The sequence below is a fragment of the Niabella aurantiaca DSM 17617 genome, from assembly GCF_000374125.1.
GTDB lineage: Bacteria > Bacteroidota > Bacteroidia > Chitinophagales > Chitinophagaceae > Niabella > Niabella aurantiaca.
On the sequence record NZ_KB893646.1, the window covers coordinates 30,998 to 47,088 of the forward strand.

Here is a 16,091-nt window from a genome sequence, read left to right on the forward strand (position 1 = left end):
GCCGCAAAATTACTTATTTTTTAAGTATTTCTATTTCCCGCTGTTCCCCGTCTTTTACCGTGAGCGATACATAGAGGGTCTCTCCGGGAAAAAGATCCGGCGCCTTTTCCGGCCACTCTACAAAACAATAATGACCACTGTACAGGCAATCTTCTACCCCGGCCCTTATGGCTTCTTCCTCATCCTGCAGCCGGTACAGGTCCATATGATAAACCGAAGCCGGTCTTCCCTCATCCATAAAACGATATTCGTTAATGATGGAAAAAGTGGGGCTGCTCACCACATCCTCAACCTGCAATATCTGGCAAAGGGTATAGATCAATGTCGTTTTCCCTGCGCCCATCTGCCCGTAAAAGGCAATGATCTTTTTATCCGCAAGCTGCTGCAACAGCCACCCGGCCACCTGTATGATATCGTCTTGTGAAAATTCCTTTTTCATCTGGCAAAGATATATCCCGTAAAGGGTAAATGAAGCAGGCAACTGATAAAAGTCGACAGATGCGGCACCCCCCTAAAAAAAGTTGCCGGCCTGCGCCAGCAACTTTTACCTATACTACCAACAAAACTAAGACGGTTACTGGCCGGGTGTGGAGCTGCCACCACTGGCTCTTTTGCTTTCATCATCCAGGCCCGTTTTGCGCTGCCGCGCCGATTTTACCTGTTTGTTTCCAAACCGGTAGGTAAAGTTCAGCTTAAACTGACGGCTGTCCCATTTGGCGATCACATAGTTGTAGGCCCCCGCAAAATTCATATCCCCGGTAAACCGCATGGTCTTAAACAGATCGTCCACACTTGCTTTCAGAGTACCATTGCCATTCAGAACGGTCTTTTGCATTCCCAAACTGATAAAGCCCATCGATCTGCCCTTGAAGGTTCCGGCCCATACAAACGGCGACAGATACAGCCCGGTCAGTTCCGCGGTCCAGGTCTTTGCAAACTTTAATGAATGCTGCATAAAGTACTGAACATTGAAATTTTTTGTATGAATATCCTTCCCATCCCCAAAGCTCGCTTCATACAAAGAGTAGTTGGCGGTAAGGTTGGAGAAGAAAGTGTAGGTCTTATAAGTGAACGGATAAGAAACGTTGAGGCTGAATACATCCTGGTTGGCCAGGTTTTCGTTGGTCTGGAACGATTTTGTTTTATCGATGGTATCGATCAGCTGCACGAACATATCCTTTACATGACTGTAATTTAACGAGGTATTGAGCTTGAATTTATACGTATGGGTAATACCCACGGTATTGGTATATTGCGGCTTCAGATTGGTATTTCCCCGCGCATAGAGATAATCATTCAGCCGGTATTCAAACGGGTTGAGATCATCATAGTCCGGGCGGTCGATCCGGCGGCTGTAGCTGATGCTCCACTGGTTCATGGGGTTTTTGTTATAGGTAACCGATGCACTGGGAAACAGGTCCGTATAATCCCGTTTTACCTTTCCCTCGTAGTCCTTATAGGCCTGTGTGGCTTCATCCCATTGCTTACCCGTGGAAGTTCCGTTGGAATGGGTATTTTCTGCCCTCAGCCCTACCTGGTAAGAAAAGGTTTTGTACGCCCGGTTATAGTTTACATACAGGGCATTTACGTTTTCCCGGTATTTGAAGTAATTGCTTTTTCCATAATCCAGGGACTCGGTACTGCCATTGGCATCATAGTTCTTAAAGTCATTGCCGGTGTTTACAAAATTCAATTTACCACCGTAGCCCAGCTTGCCTTTGAGGAAGGGGTGCTCATAGTCCAGCTTAAACGAATACAGGTCTATATTTGTGGCAGTGATGATCCTGTAAATGTTGCGGCTCTGTTCCGTTCCGTCGGCTGCGCGCATATAGATATTGGGCACATACTGGTTCCCGTCGATCTTAAAGTGTCCGTAATCCAGGTCTACATTCAGCTCCCGCCCGGAGGTATCGGCATAACGGTAGTTGAGGTTCCCGTTCAGGTTATTGCGGTCCCGGAGCGTTTGGGTATTGGTATAGAGGATCCGGTCAGTAACACCTGTGGGTTTGTACGCGATGGGCATATTGCCTGGCTCCCGGCGATCCACATCAGCGATATTGCCATTTACCATTACACCGATGGTATTCCTGGAGTTGATGAAATAATCAACCCCTGCTTTAAAATTATGCCCCTTGAGATAGTTTTTGCTGATCATATTCTGATCAAAAAGGCTGTCGCTTACCTCGCGCCTTATATACTGCTTGCTGAAACGCAGGCCCTGGTTGTAATTATAGCTCCCGAAAACATTTACGTTCTTATTGCGGTGGTTCAGATTGATCCCTCCGTTATAATTGGCATAGGTAGCCACATTCGCCCCGGCGGTAATGGTACCGTTCGTTCCAAAGGCTTTGTTCTTCTTCAGACGGATATTGATGATGCCTGCGTTCCCTGCCGCTTCATATTTTGCTGACGGGTTGGTGATCAATTCGATGGCTTCTATATCGGAGGACTGAAGGGACCTTAAATAGCTCGCCAGGTCGGCGCCGGTGAGGGGAGAGGGTTTTCCGTCTATATAAATACGCACGCCGTTTTTGCCGGCCATACTGATATTGTCATCTTTATCTACCAGCACTCCCGGAGATTTACGCAGCAGCTCCAGCCCGTCATTGCCCGTAGCATTAATGGTCCCTTCTACATTTACCACCATGCGTCCGGGCTTCACCTCCACAAGCGGTTTTTTTGAAGTAACCACCACACCAGACAATTGGGTGCTGCTCTTTTCGAGGGCGATATCGTCCAGTTTCAGATCAGCGCCGTCATAGTCAAATACGGATGAATAGGCCGGGGCGTACCCTATATTGGTAGCCATTACCAGGTAGCGTCCATTGGATATGGATTCAAACCGGTAACCGCCGTCGGTGCCGGCTGCATTTAATTTTACAATAGAAGAATCTTTGGCATTTAATAGCGAAACGGTTGTGTTTTCCACCGGCTTTCCCGCATCATCCTTTACGGTCCCCGAAATAACCTGAGCCTGAATGGTTGCATAAAAGAAAAAGAACAGTGGTGTTAATAATAATTTCATAAAAATAGTTTGTAGTCATCTTTTGAGGGAGCAAACTTAACAGTAAAATTCCTGCGAAAGAACCGGGCGCCGTTTAACGGTAAAAAATCTCCTGCGAATGGCCGTTTTTGCAGGTCAAACTGCGGGCGACGGGAACGGCCCGTAATGTTTTACATGCTATGGTACAGGGTTTTGAAAAAAACCGCCGCGACCGGAGGGAAGGAACAGGCATCAAAAGCCCGCCACCCTGAATCGGTTAATACTTATCCACCCCCGCTTTTTACGCGGTTTTGTTCATCCCCGGCACCACCGGTACGGCGGCGGGCGGGTTTGATATTTCCTTTGCCAAACTTATAGGTGAAGGAAATATTGAACTGGCGGTTATCCCGGCGGCGGTCATTGGCCACTGAAAGGTCCACATCCGCATAACGGGAAGAGCCGCTGAAGTTACTGGTGCGGAAAAGATCCCTTACCCCGATTTTGACCGTTCCGTTCTTATGAAACAGCTGCTTTGCCAGCGCAAGGTTCAGGGCGCCCATCGGGCGGGCGATTATTAAGCCCTCGGACGGGCTGGAGCTGTACCAGCCGTTTAGCTCAGCTGTCCACGTTTTGGCAAACGAAAAACTGCTGGTAAGGTTTGCGTCCAGCGTGTTCACCATCAGTTCCACCGGTATATTTTTAGCCCCATCGGTATATAAGCCCTTATATTGGTTGTTAAATATACCACTGTAAACGCTCAGGTTCCACCACGACAGCAGCTGTTTGTTTGCCGAAACCGAAAAGCCCCATTGCCTTCTTTTGCTGAAGTTTTCCGTGGTCTGAAAAGCGGTCTTCTTTTCCGTGTTCTGCTTGATGAGCTGTGTAATGATGTTATTTGTTTGGGTATGGCTGACGGTGAATGTAAGAAAGCGGTTCAACGTATGGCTCACCTCTACCCTGTTAGAGAACTCCGGCTGTAAATAGGGGTTACCCTGTCCATAGGTAAGGGAATCCAGGAAGAATACAAAAGGATTCAGGTCATCATAATCCGGTCTTCTTATCCGGCGGCTATAAGCCATGCTCAACTGATTTTTATCGTTAAAGCTATATACGGCGCCTATATTGGGAAACAGGTTGGTATAGTTCCGTTTGAAACTACTGTCGATGGTTACCTGCGTACCTTTGGCATTGGTATTCTCCACCCGCAAACCTCCGGTAAATTCCCATTTTTTTACCGTGGCGGTAAGGATGGCGTAGGCGGCGTTGATGTTCTCCCGGTAAATAAAATGATTGGTACGCTGCCGGTCCATATACCAGCCGGTGCTGGTGTCTCTCTCGTACGATACATTATTATCCGTGTTCACAAAACTGCTTTTCAGGCCCGTTTCCAGCTTCAGATTTTTGTTAAAGGGGTGGATATAATCCATTTTACCGCTATAGATTTTAATAATGGAGGGAAAATCGCCATGCAGCAATACCGTATTTCCTCTTTGGCTGTTGTCCGGGTTGTGCACGTTGGTTGTTAAAAAATTACTGCCCCGGCTTTCATAATACCCCTGATCGATATCCACCGAGAATTCGCGCCCGGCCGAATCAAAAGTGTGTTTGTAATTGAAATTGGTATTGATGTTTTTGGATTCGCTGGCATTATATGCATCTGAGATAAAAACAGTATTGATACTGCCGTCCGCATCCCGCAGGTTGGAGGCGCTTTTCTGCCAGTTCTTCCAGGGGTTGATGTTGCCCGTAACCACAATACCCGCTACGTCCTTTGGCGTAAAATTGTAGTCAAAACCCAGTTTTCCGTTGTGCCACTGGCTTTTGTTGTGTCTTTCCGTTTTCTGGTCGGAAGACCCGGAAAATACTTCCTCTTTATAAAAATTACGGTGGATGGTTAACGTTCCCAGCCCTTCCCAGACGCCGCCGTTATAGCTGCCAAATACGTTGATCTTATTGTTGCGGTAATTAAAATTGGCCCCGCCGTTGTATTTGGGATAGACCCCCTGGGCATAATTGAGGTTCAGGTTCCCGTTCATGCCTTTTATCGTTCCTTTTTTGGTTTTGATATTGATCACCCCGGCCCCGCCGGCAGCATCGTATTTGGCCGGCGGATTCGTCATGATCTCAATCTGGTCGAGCCCGCTTGCCTGGATGCTCTTTAAAAAAGCGGCCAGCTGGGTGCCCGACAGGTAGGTCTGTTTGCCATCGATCAATATCAATACGCCTCCTTTTCCCTTGAGGCTTACGTTTCCATCCGCATCAACGGATACGCCGGGCGATTTTTCCAGTATCTCCAGCACATTCAGCCCCGCATTGGTAGGAGAAGCGTCCACATTCACCACGGTCTTCCCAGCCTTCACCTCAAAAGGCGGTCTTTTTGAAGTAACCACTACCCCGGTCAGCTGCGTATTGTTCTTCTCCAAGACGATCGCATCCACCGTCGCATCCCCGCCTTCAAACTTTATGGGAGCTGAATAACTCTTTGTATATCCTACATTGGAAGCCATTACAAGGTAGCTGCCGGAATGCAATTTGTTGAACCGGAACTTCCCGGTCTTATCTGCAGTCGTTATCTGTTTCACCGAAGAATCCTGTGTACTCAAAAGCGAAACGGATGCTTTTTCCAAAGGTTTGCTGTCGGTGCCCGTAATTTTCCCGGAAATGCTCTGCGCCTGCGCCCACACACTCCCGATACTGAATCCGATCAAAAAAATCTTTCTCATAGTTGATGCGATTGTATAACACAAAACTAAAGTGCCGGCCTTCCCCGGGCCAGCTATTACCGGTAAATGGGGCAAAACATCCGTTAATTGTGATAAAATGCCCTTTAAGCGGATGTTAAAATCATCTTTGGATCAGAGGCCTTCTGTAAGGAACCGGTGCAGGTTCCAGCGCACCCGTCTGCTACACTAAATCGCGCAGCAGAAGAAAATGTTACACGATTTTCAGCAGCTTTCTGAAAAATTAGCAGTCCTTTAAAAATTATCCTTTTAAAAATGGAATATTGGGTTCCTTTACTCATATTTGTACTCAAAAATATTGTTATGAGTTATCCTGAAACCTTACGTTATACCAAAGATCATGAATGGATCAGTCTTGATGGTGATATAGCAACTATTGGCATTACGGATTTTGCACAAAGAGAACTGGGCGATATCGTGTATGTTGAAGTGGAAACAATCGGAACATCGTTAAAGGCCGGGGATGTTTTTGGAACCGTGGAGGCCGTAAAAACGGTTTCCGACCTTTTTTTGCCGGTTGACGGGGAAGTTACTGAACTGAACGAAGCGCTTGGCAATGCGCCCGAGCTGGTTAATACCGATCCTTATGGCGAAGGCTGGATGATCAGGATGAAGGTTGCCAACCCTGCAGATGTAGCCGCCTTACTGGATGCGGCTGCTTACGAGGCCCTGGTGGGGTAACCCGCTGCTGACACACAAAATGATGCAATTAAATATTAAACAAGTTACAGCCATTCACATTCCGTGACTGGCTTTTTTTATTTCCTAAATTGTATATGGTGAAAACGGATTATCTCCTGCTTTGCGCTTTGGTTTATTGGATCATTACCATTGTATTGCTCACACTTCCGGGATCGGCTTTTCCGCAGGAAGATATCTTTAGCAAGATCTATTTTGATAAATGGATCCATATCGGGATGTTTTCGATCCTGGTGCTGCTCTGGAATTTCTGGCTGATGAAAAAAAGAGGGGCCGGTCAGCGACTTTACACGCCCTTCGTAATGATCAGTATAACCGCCCTGGCGTACGGCATCCTGATGGAATATATTCAAAAATGGTATATATCCAACCGGTCCTTTGATACGGGAGACATTATCGCCGACGGAACAGGAGCAATAATCGGCTTACTGGCAAGCATTTACCTATATAAAAAAATAGACCCCTGTAGAAACAGGGGTCGCAACCAAAACTAACTGCTTATGAGAAAATTGACTATCTTTTTTTAAATTTTTATTGTTGTTCTTTCTATGTATAAACGCAATATCCTTGCCACTATTACAACCGGCTTGTTAAAGTAATGCTAAACCGATTTTTCAAGAATTATTGCCAAATAAATAAAGAGCGTCTGCAGCTATCAAATTGCAGAAACTATGCCAAAAAAGCCGCTATTTAAAAAACCCTGAAATTAAATTGGCCAGCCCGCCGGATTGCTGCGATTGCTGGTGCTGCTGGGCATTCTGGGTCACCTGGCTGATGATATCGCCGATATTTGTACCACCGGTATTTTGTCCTCCGGATACCTGGTTGAGTAATCCCTGAAAATCAAAACCACCGCCTCCTGCGTTGCCGCCGCCGGTTAAGCTGCCGATCAGGCTGTTCAGGTTAAACCCACTGTCCTGGGGATCGCTGCTTACCGTTTTGGATACCATGTTGCTGATCACATTCGGGATGATATTATTGGCTATGTTGTTTGCCGTTGCCGGGTTCAGTTTCATATTGGACACCAGCCGGTTGGCGAGGTGACCGACCATCATGCTGACAATGGGATTGCTCAATATACCGCTACCGCCCTGCCCCTGGTTCTGCCCTCCGCCGCCGGTAAATAATGAAAGAATGCCCTGCAGCCCGCCGCCACTGGCCATATTCTGAAATCCATTGGTAATGGTACTTGCGGCCTCCGCCATTACCTGGTTATTGTACTCATTTGGAACATCCGGGTTTTCTACTACGGTTTGTTGTCCGTATTGCTTTACAAGGTTCAGGATTTGATCTAACATTTTGTTTTCTTTTTTGGTGTAAAAAAAATTTACTACAAAATAAGACCAATACCGGAATATCAGGAATTTTTCTTTTCATTGCGCCACCAGCGAATACCCAGGAACACGATCAATGCCAGGGGCAGAAAAGCCAGGTAAAGAATGCCCGTATTGAAGCCCTGGGCGGGCCCGTCACCCATCTGCTGCGTGGTTTTGGTGCAGATGGAACACTGCGCCCATGTTTGGACCGACTGAAAAAAAACCAGCATAAAAACGGCTGCAAACAGCACTTTCTTTTTCATCCTGCAAAATTACTTTATTGTTCCCGTTAATGAACAACAAAAACACCGGATTGTTCGGATCCTCCACATACACCAAGCTTCTGCATCCATTACCTGAGGCACCGGACCTTCAAAAAATGTACCACCGGTTTTTCCGGCGGAAGCAAAAAAATATAACTATATTTATAGTTCAATAAGCCGGCAGAGGAACCGGATGAAATGCGCGCCATGATTTCCCTGCTCCTTTCCTTTTGCACGAAACCTAAACAACAAAACATATGAAATCAAAATTTACACTGACGCTCCTGCTGGCCTTAAGCCACTTTTTTGTAGCTGCGCAATATACAAATCTCAAATTCACTCCCGCTCAACCGGAGCCGGGCGAAACGGTCCGGTTCGAATACGATCCCGCCGGGACCACCCTGGAGAAGGCAGATAACATCACGCCTGCAGTTTTTATTTATGACGGATCCATAAAAGCGGCAGAAACCTCTTTTACCAAAACCGGCGATGGAAAATGGACGGGCAGCTTCTCCCCGAACGACAAGGCCAAAGCCGTCCTGATCGCATTTAAACAGGATAACCGTATTGACAATAACCAGGAACAGGGCTATTCCTTCTTGCTGATGCAGCAAAACAAACCGGTAAAAAATGCAGCGATCGGCCTGGTGTCCTTAAACGATTTTGGCAGCTTCATGCTGAAGATGAAAGTAAAACCGGAAACAAACCTTGCGCTTTATGACCGGGAGCTGGAAACGGACCCGGAGCTTAAGACCCGGCTTGCCAGCGCCTATGCGCGTCTTTTAATGACAGTGGACAAAGAGAACGGAAAGAAAAAGACAGAAGCGCTGATCGATGTATTGCAGCATAAAGCAAATAAAACGGAGGCGGATTATATCGCCCTGGAAGGCGTTTACATGGCCCTGAAAGACGGCTACAATGCCGATAAGATAAAAAAGGACATCCAGGCAATCTACCCCAAAGGCATCACGGCCAAAAGGGAACGGCTCAATGTCCTGTACAGGGAACAAAACGCCGAAAAACGGATCCAAATGCTGGAGCAGCTGCAAAAAGATTTTCCGGCAAAAAATGCGGATGATGAAAAGACCTATGGGAACCTGCTCCGCAATATATATGGTAATCTGGCTTTCAGCGCCGGAGTGGCCAGAAAATGGGCCGATTTTAAGAAATACATTGCCAAAACGGAAAGCAATACTGCATTGGCGCTTGCTTATAATGAAGCGGCCTGGGGCCTTTCCGGGAAAGGCCTCGGGAAAAAGGGCGATAGCCTGCAGTTTGCAAAAGAATTGTCGGCCAGGGCCTTGGCCTGTATCAAAAAAGAACTGGAAACCCCGGCCGGTAAACCCGATTACCGGACTACCGCCGATTACCTTAAAAGCATGGAATACACCCTCGGAAATTATATGGATACCTATGCGCTCATTCTCTGGAAGCTGGGCGAGCGCACAGCGGCCTACCAGATACAGGAGGAGGCCGTACAAAAAACAGGGAAGATCAACCCCGAAATCCTGGAAAGGTACGTGATCTTTAAAGAAAAGATCAAAGGCAGGAATGCCGTAAGGGAAGAAATAGAGGACATGATAAAAGCCGGTAACAGCACGGCAAGATTAAGGGGGGTCTTAAAAAATATTTATATTGCCCGGAACAAATCTGAAAAGGGATATGCCGGCTATCTTGAAAACCTGCAGGCAGCTTACCGGGTTAAGCTGAAAGAAGCGTTGCGAAAACAAATGATCAATGAGCCGGCGCCCAAATTTGCCTTAAAGGACCTGGATGGGAAAGAGGTATCGCTGGCATCGCTAACAGGAAAGATCGTTGTGGCAGATTTCTGGGCAACCTGGTGCGGCCCCTGCAGGGCATCCTTCCCCGGAATGCAGCAGGCCCAGAACCATTTCAAAAATGACCCGGATGTAGCATTTCTTTTTGTGAATACGCGAGAAAGAGCACAGCCCCGTGAAATGGAGACCAAGGTGGCGAATTTTATTAAACACAGCGGCTATGATTTTCATGTGTTGCTTGATGCAGACAATAAGGTTTCCGACAATTTCGCGGTGGAGGGCATTCCGGCCAAGTTCCTGATCGACGGAAACGGAAATATCCGGTTTAAGGTAGTAGGGTTCGACGGGAATACGGACAACCTGATAGAAGAAATGCGCGCCATGATCGAAGTCATGCGGAACTGATCTGCGGTATGACCATTAGCACGTAATAAAGCTTTCGTAATTGTTCCGGTTGATGGTATGAAAGGCCGCATCCGGGTACGCTTTTGCAAAAGGCCGCCGGCGGTATATTTTATGCGCTCGCTTAAGATGTAGTTTTCCCAAAGCATTCCGGTATCCAGCCGGATGGCCATTGGCTGAAAATTATTGAGCAATCATTTACAATCCTTTTAAAAAGAGCGCGTTCGATCATAGATCTAAAAATACTAAAACTGACGGAATTTATATTTTATTCAATAAAAAAGCCAGACCATGCTTATGATCCGGCGTTATAATATATTGCTTTGTAATTTATTATACAGCTTCTGCCGCCATTTTCTTTGCGATCTTGTTCCGTTCAATCTCATCCAGCACTACTTTACGCATCCGGATAAAATTGGGGGTTACCTCAATACACTCGTCCTGCTGTATATACTCCATACATTCCTCCAGGGTCATCAGCGTTTTGGGAGCAATGCGGGTAGCATCGTCGCTACCACTGGCGCGGTGGTTGGTCAGCTTCTTTTCTTCTGTAGCATTGACCACCAGGTCGCCGGGTTTGATGTTTTCCGCAAGGATCTGTCCTGTATATACTTCTTCACCCGGATCCACAAAAAAGGTACCCCGGTCCTGCAGTTTATCGATGGAATAGCCGGTGGTCCTTCCCTGATTCTTGGAGATCAGCACCCCGTTATTCCTGCCGGGAATCAGTCCTTTCCAGGGCTGGTACGATGAAAAGCGGTGCGCCATCACGGCTTCACCAGTAGTAGCCGTGAGCATCTGCGTACGCAATCCGATCAAACCGCGGGAAGGAATTTCAAACTCCAGGTGCTGCATTTCGCCCTTGGTTTCCATCACCAGCATTTCTCCTTTACGACGGGTAACCAGGTCGATCACCTTGCTGGCAAATTCTTCCGGCACATCCACCACCAGTGTTTCAAAGGGTTCGTGTTTTTTACCATCAATCTCTTTAGTGATCACCTGTGGCTGGCCAACTGTCAGCTCATATCCCTCGCGGCGCATGGTTTCGATCAGTACCCCCAGGTGCAGGATGCCCCGGCCATACACCAGAAAGGCTTCTCCACCTTCGCTTTCCTCCACCCGCAGCGCCAGGTTCTTTTCGGTTTCCTTTTCCAGGCGATCGCGCAGGTGACGGCTGGTAACGAACTTACCGTCCTTACCAAAGAAGGGTGAGTTGTTAATGCCAAACAGCATGTTCATGGTAGGCTCATCCACACTGATCCGGGGCAATGCTTCCGGATTTTCGGCGTCTGCAAGAGTATCCCCAATATTAAAATCTTCGATGCCCACTACTGCACAAAGATCGCCGGCCTGTACTTCTGTCACTTTCTTTTTACCCATTCCTTCAAATACATACAGCTCTTTTACCCTTGTTTTTCTTACACCGTTCTCCTGCATCAGGGCTACCTGCTGGCCTTCTTTAATAACACCACGGCTTACTTTGCCTACTGCAATACGGCCGAGGAAGGAAGAATAATCCAGCGAGGTGATCTGCATCTGCAGCGAGCCCTCTTCTGCTTTCGGAGCCGGAACATATTTTAAAATGCCATCCAGCAGGGGCGTAATATTATCGGTGGCCGTTAATGAATCATTGAACCATCCGTTTTTCCCGGAACCGTAGTACGTAGGAAAATCCAGCTGCTCTTCAGTGGCATCCAGGTTAAAAAACAGGTCAAATACCGCATCATGTACTTCGTCCGGCCGGCAGTTGGGCTTGTCTACCTTGTTGATCACCACGATGGGCTTCAGTCCCAGCGCCAGTGCCTTCTGCAATACAAACCGCGTTTGCGGCATGGGGCCTTCAAAGGCATCTACCAGCAGGATCACCCCGTCGGCCATTTTCAGCACACGCTCCACCTCTCCGCCAAAATCGGCGTGACCGGGCGTATCAATTACATTGATCTTTGTGTCCTTATAGGTTACCGCGGCATTCTTACTGAAAATAGTAATGCCCCGTTCGCGTTCCAGATCATTGTTGTCCATTATCAGCTCCCCGGTAGCCTGGTTTTCTCTGAAAACCTGCGTAGCATGGAGGATCTTGTCCACCAGGGTGGTTTTGCCATGGTCTACGTGGGCAATAATGGCTATGTTCCTTAAATTCATATTCTTATGTTGAAAAGTTTATCTGCCTAAAAGTAAACAGGGAGCATATAAAAAGGCCGGTTTCCTGCCGCTGCCAACCCGTTGTCCTGCCAACCGGTTCTCCTCCTGCTCCTTAAAAAGAGCGCAAAGGTACGGTAATTGTGGAGCGCAGCCCAAATTTTTAACAGATTTAGTATGGGAAATAACTAAAAAATAATCCCCTTCTTAAATTATTTGCCACCGGAACAGTTGTTGTCAATCCGTATTCGGCTTAAATATTTTATCTTGCTGCTTACAAGCATTTGTTTTATGAATCGGACCATTATTGCCGGTATTGGTAGCTATGTGCCTGATAATGTGGTGACCAACGCAGAGCTCGTTCAGTTTATGGACACCAGCGACCAATGGATACAGGAGCGTACCGGTATCAAAGAGCGGCGTTATGCACGCCGTTTTGAGCAAACGACCGCAACGATCGGGGCGGCAGCGGCCAAGATCGCTGTTGAACGGGCGGGCATTGCCGTTGATGACATCGACTTTGTGATCTTTGCCACGCTTAGCCCGGACTACTTCTTCCCCGGCTGCGGAGTGCTGGTGCAGCGCCTGCTGGGGTTAAAGGACGTAGGCGCATTGGATGTACGCAACCAATGCAGCGGCTTTTTATATGGATTGAGCGTAGCCGACCAGTTCATTAAAACAGGTATGTACCGGAATATCCTGCTGATCGGGGCAGAAGTACACTCCTATGCCATGGATTTTTCTACCCGGGGGCGGAATGTATCGGTTATTTTTGGGGACGGAGCGGGAGCGGTAATATTGCAGCCCTCCAAAGATACCGGCAGGGGAATTTTAAGCACACATCTGCATAGCGACGGCTCGGCTGCCGAGGTGTTGAGCATGCCCAACCCTGGTTTCCACTGCGGCGTGCATCGCCCAGAATGGCGGCCGCCCGTGCCTGAAAAAAAATACGGCGGCGTTTTCATTACCCCGGATCTTTTAAATAAGGAAGACTTTTATCCTTATATGGACGGACAGGCCGTGTTCAAAAAGGCCGTGGTAAAATTGCCGGAGGTCATTATGGAAGCCCTTAACGCCAATGAGCACAAACCGGAAGACCTGCAGTTACTGATCCCGCACCAGGCCAACCTGCGTATTTCCCAGTTTGTACAGCAAACGCTGAAGCTACGCGACGACCAGGTTTTTAACAATATACAAAAATATGGAAATACCACAGCCGCGTCCGTTCCCTTAGCTTTGTGCGAAGCCTGGGAAAAAGGCCGGGTTAAAGAAAAGGACCTGGTATGTCTGGCAGCCTTTGGCAGCGGATTTACCTGGGGAAGCGCCTTGTTAAAATGGTAGATCACCGCATGAAAAGAAAAATAGGTTACATCGTTAATCCGATATCGGGCACTAAATCGAAGGACAAGGTTTCCAGCGTCGTTGCAAAGGAAACATTGCGGGCCGGGATTCCCTTCTCGTTTTTCCCTTCGGTCGCCAATGGCGATTATTCTTTCCTGTACGATACCATTACGGATGAGCAGTACACAGATATTGTGATCATTGGCGGCGATGGAACCGTAAACCAGGTGGTAGACAGTCTGAAGCATCTGCCGGTGCAATTCGGGATCATTCCGTCCGGCTCCGGAAACGGCCTGGCATTTGGAGCGGGGATCCCCAAGACCCCGCAAAAAGCGCTGACGATCATCTTTAAAAATAAAAGCATTCCGGTTGATGGCTTTCGGGTAAACGGTAAGTTTGCCTGTATGCTCTGTGGGCTGGGTTTTGATGCAAAGGTGGCACACGATTTTGCCAACCAGCCACAACGGGGATTGATGACTTACGTGAACCAGGTTTTCAAAAATTTTTTTGGCGCCCGGCCGTATTCCTTCAAAATAAAACTGGCGGAAAAAAGGTTTGAAACCGAGGCGTACTTTATCAGCATCGCCAACAGCAACCAGTTTGGCAATCATTTTACCATTGCGCCCAAGGCCAGTCTGAATGACGGCCTGCTGGATGTGGTGATCGTTACCGAACAATCAAAAATGGCCATGCTTTACAACACGCTGATACAGGTGGGCGGCATGAACAAGGTACGGACCGTAGAAGAGGTCCGGAAAAAACGGGGGATCATTTACTTTCAAACGGAAACCATCCGCATCAGCAACTGGAGTGAGGCGCCCATGCATATCGATGGCGAGCCGGTAAATACCGAAAAGAAATTAAGCATAGAAATTGAAAAGAACAGCTTTAAACTGCTGGTACAATGATACAAAAAGAGCAGGATAGCCTTCCCCGCCTGCTGCTGACCCACCAGCAGGACCTTTTGGAAGCCGGCTGCGATGAAGCGGGCCGGGGCTGTTATGCAGGACCCGTATTTGCGGCCGCTGTTATCCTTCCTGAAAACTTTTATCATCCCCTGCTGAACGACAGCAAACTGCTGAAACCGGAGATCCGTACAGAGCTGCGGTATCACATTGAAGAAAACGCCGTTGCCTATGCGGTGGCCCAGGTGGGCGTGGAGGAGATCGATGCCACCAATATCCTGAAAGCCGCTCAAAAAGCCATGCACCTGGCGCTGGATGCCCTGAATCCCGGGGCTGCGTTCATTGCCGTTGACGGTAATTATTTTGTACCGTACCGCCGGGTACCCTACGCCTGCATTGTTAAAGGCGATGGAAAATATGCACATATAGCCGCGGCAAGCATCCTGGCCAAAACCTACCGGGATGCCTATATGCAACGGATCCACGAAGAATTTCCTCATTATAACTGGATCTCAAACAAAGGATATGGTACCCCTGCACACCGGCAGGCAATAGAAGCACTGGGGATCTGCAGGCACCACCGGAAAAGTTTTAACATTTTACCGGGGCAGCCGCCATTATTTGAAGACTAATGGCATCGATTTTGAATGTACCGGATGTATCTGTAAATCCATAAAATATGAAAAAAATATTTCTGTTAATACTGATTGTTGTATGTGCGATCTTCACCTCATATGCCCAGCCGCGCCCGCCCAGGCCACCGCATCCGCCCAGGCCGCACGCGCCCCATCACTACAAATCCAAAAAGCAGCATCATAAAAAATATGATAAAAAGAAGCACGCCCAGTATCGCCCCGTGCGGCACCGGCGTCCGCAACACCCGCCCCGGCCTCCATTGCCTCCATTGCCACCACGGCCCCCGCTTCCGCCACACCCGTAAATATACCCGGAATCAGGTATAGCAGGATTGCCGGTTTCTCAATAAATTTGACAACGGGTTTGCGTATTTACTATTTTAAAATGAAACAGATATATGAAAAAAACAATTTTTCTTTTACTGCTTGGTTTTGGAATGCTGACCGCCTCCTACGCGCAGGATTCCAAAAAAACGGATGATACAAAGGACGACACAAAAACAGAAAGATCCGGTTCCAAAAAAGCAAAGGCCGATAAGAAAGAAACCACGGAGGAACGCCACGAACGCCAGAAGGAGTTCTGGAAAAAAGTAGGAAATGACCAGCGTGATTTCTGGAAAGGGGAACATGAGCGCCATGTTAAGAACAAGGAAGAAAAGGAGGGTAAAAAAGAAACCGCATCCGAGGGATCGAAGGACAATACAAAAGAGGCAACAATAGAGCGGGAAGACCGGCGTCCGCCCCATCCGCCCAAACCGCCCAATCCTTTTAAAAAGAAAAAGAAAAAAGATAAGGACAACGGGGATAAAGAGGAAAGCTCCGAGTCTGGTTCTTAGTTGTCACAAGAACAAATTCACGGAAGCACCGGGAATATTTCCGGTGCTTTTTT

General features: G+C 47.8%; 14 protein-coding genes. 7 read left to right on the forward strand and 7 right to left on the reverse strand.

Features of this window, described 5'->3' with window-relative positions:
- Positions 1-13 precede the first annotated feature (13 nt).
- The 3 genes from tsaE to B160_RS0122995 form a co-directional block, all read right to left on the reverse strand.
- The gene (gene tsaE / locus B160_RS0122980; protein ID WP_018630300.1) at positions 14-439 is read right to left on the reverse strand and encodes a tRNA (adenosine(37)-N6)-threonylcarbamoyltransferase complex ATPase subunit type 1 TsaE; all 426 of its coding nucleotides are present in this window, start codon (positions 437-439) and stop codon (positions 14-16) included.
- A 135-nt stretch (positions 440-574) separates the two neighbouring features.
- The gene (locus tag B160_RS0122985) at positions 575-3,025 is read right to left on the reverse strand and encodes a TonB-dependent receptor (protein WP_018630301.1); all 2,451 of its coding nucleotides are present in this window, start codon (positions 3,023-3,025) and stop codon (positions 575-577) included.
- A gap of 242 nt (positions 3,026-3,267) precedes the next feature.
- Positions 3,268-5,706 carry a TonB-dependent receptor domain-containing protein gene (locus B160_RS0122995; RefSeq protein WP_018630303.1) on the reverse strand — a complete coding sequence of 813 codons (2,439 nt, stop codon included), beginning with the start codon at positions 5,704-5,706 and terminating at the stop codon, positions 3,268-3,270.
- 321 nt (positions 5,707-6,027) lie between these two features.
- Between B160_RS0122995 and gcvH the strand changes: the two genes are divergently transcribed.
- Together gcvH and B160_RS0123005 are read left to right on the forward strand one after the other, a co-directional pair.
- The gene (gene gcvH / locus B160_RS0123000) at positions 6,028-6,405 is read left to right on the forward strand and encodes a glycine cleavage system protein GcvH (protein WP_026309964.1); all 378 of its coding nucleotides are present in this window, start codon (positions 6,028-6,030) and stop codon (positions 6,403-6,405) included.
- Positions 6,406-6,500: 95 nt separating this feature from the next.
- Positions 6,501-6,917: a VanZ family protein gene (locus B160_RS0123005; protein ID WP_018630305.1), complete on the forward strand. Its 417-nt coding sequence runs from the start codon at positions 6,501-6,503 to the stop codon at positions 6,915-6,917.
- A 192-nt stretch (positions 6,918-7,109) separates the two neighbouring features.
- Here the strand turns inward: B160_RS0123005 and B160_RS0123010 are convergent, their stop codons facing one another.
- Together B160_RS0123010 and B160_RS0123015 are read right to left on the reverse strand one after the other, a co-directional pair.
- Positions 7,110-7,721 (reverse strand): hypothetical protein, encoded by a 612-nt coding sequence (locus B160_RS0123010; protein ID WP_018630306.1) that lies wholly within the window; start codon positions 7,719-7,721, stop codon positions 7,110-7,112.
- Between the two features lie 59 nt (positions 7,722-7,780).
- Positions 7,781-8,002: a hypothetical protein gene (locus tag B160_RS0123015; RefSeq protein WP_018630307.1), complete on the reverse strand. Its 222-nt coding sequence runs from the start codon at positions 8,000-8,002 to the stop codon at positions 7,781-7,783.
- 257 nt (positions 8,003-8,259) lie between these two features.
- On the opposite strand from B160_RS0123015, the gene B160_RS30855 reads away from it, so the two are divergent.
- Positions 8,260-10,185 carry a TlpA family protein disulfide reductase gene (locus B160_RS30855; RefSeq protein WP_018630309.1) on the forward strand — a complete coding sequence of 642 codons (1,926 nt, stop codon included), beginning with the start codon at positions 8,260-8,262 and terminating at the stop codon, positions 10,183-10,185.
- A gap of 330 nt (positions 10,186-10,515) precedes the next feature.
- Here B160_RS30855 and typA read toward each other — a convergent pair whose 3' ends face one another.
- The gene (typA, locus tag B160_RS0123030) at positions 10,516-12,324 is read right to left on the reverse strand and encodes a translational GTPase TypA (RefSeq protein WP_018630310.1); all 1,809 of its coding nucleotides are present in this window, start codon (positions 12,322-12,324) and stop codon (positions 10,516-10,518) included.
- 288 nt (positions 12,325-12,612) lie between these two features.
- Between typA and B160_RS0123035 the strand changes: the two genes are divergently transcribed.
- The 3 genes from B160_RS0123035 to B160_RS0123045 are packed head-to-tail and all read left to right on the forward strand — an operon-like array spanning position 12,613 to position 15,199.
- Positions 12,613-13,662, forward strand: a complete 1,050-nt coding sequence (locus B160_RS0123035) for a 3-oxoacyl-ACP synthase III family protein (protein ID WP_018630311.1) — start codon at positions 12,613-12,615, stop codon at positions 13,660-13,662.
- An 8-nt stretch (positions 13,663-13,670) separates the two neighbouring features.
- Positions 13,671-14,570 carry a diacylglycerol/lipid kinase family protein gene (locus B160_RS0123040; protein WP_018630312.1) on the forward strand — a complete coding sequence of 300 codons (900 nt, stop codon included), beginning with the start codon at positions 13,671-13,673 and terminating at the stop codon, positions 14,568-14,570.
- Complete coding sequence (locus B160_RS0123045) at positions 14,567-15,199, forward strand: ribonuclease HII (RefSeq protein ID WP_018630313.1); 633 nt, start codon at positions 14,567-14,569, stop codon at positions 15,197-15,199. Before B160_RS0123040 ends, B160_RS0123045 begins: the two co-directional genes overlap by 4 nt.
- Before the next feature lie 93 nt (positions 15,200-15,292).
- Here B160_RS0123045 and B160_RS30860 read toward each other — a convergent pair whose 3' ends face one another.
- Positions 15,293-15,499, reverse strand: coding sequence for a hypothetical protein (locus tag B160_RS30860; RefSeq protein ID WP_051107231.1), 207 nt, complete (start codon positions 15,497-15,499; stop codon positions 15,293-15,295).
- 101 nt (positions 15,500-15,600) lie between these two features.
- Between B160_RS30860 and B160_RS0123055 the strand changes: the two genes are divergently transcribed.
- A complete protein-coding gene (locus B160_RS0123055; protein WP_018630315.1) occupies positions 15,601-16,038 on the forward strand; it encodes a hypothetical protein in 438 nt (145 codons plus the stop codon).
- Positions 16,039-16,091: the final 53 nt, after the last annotated feature.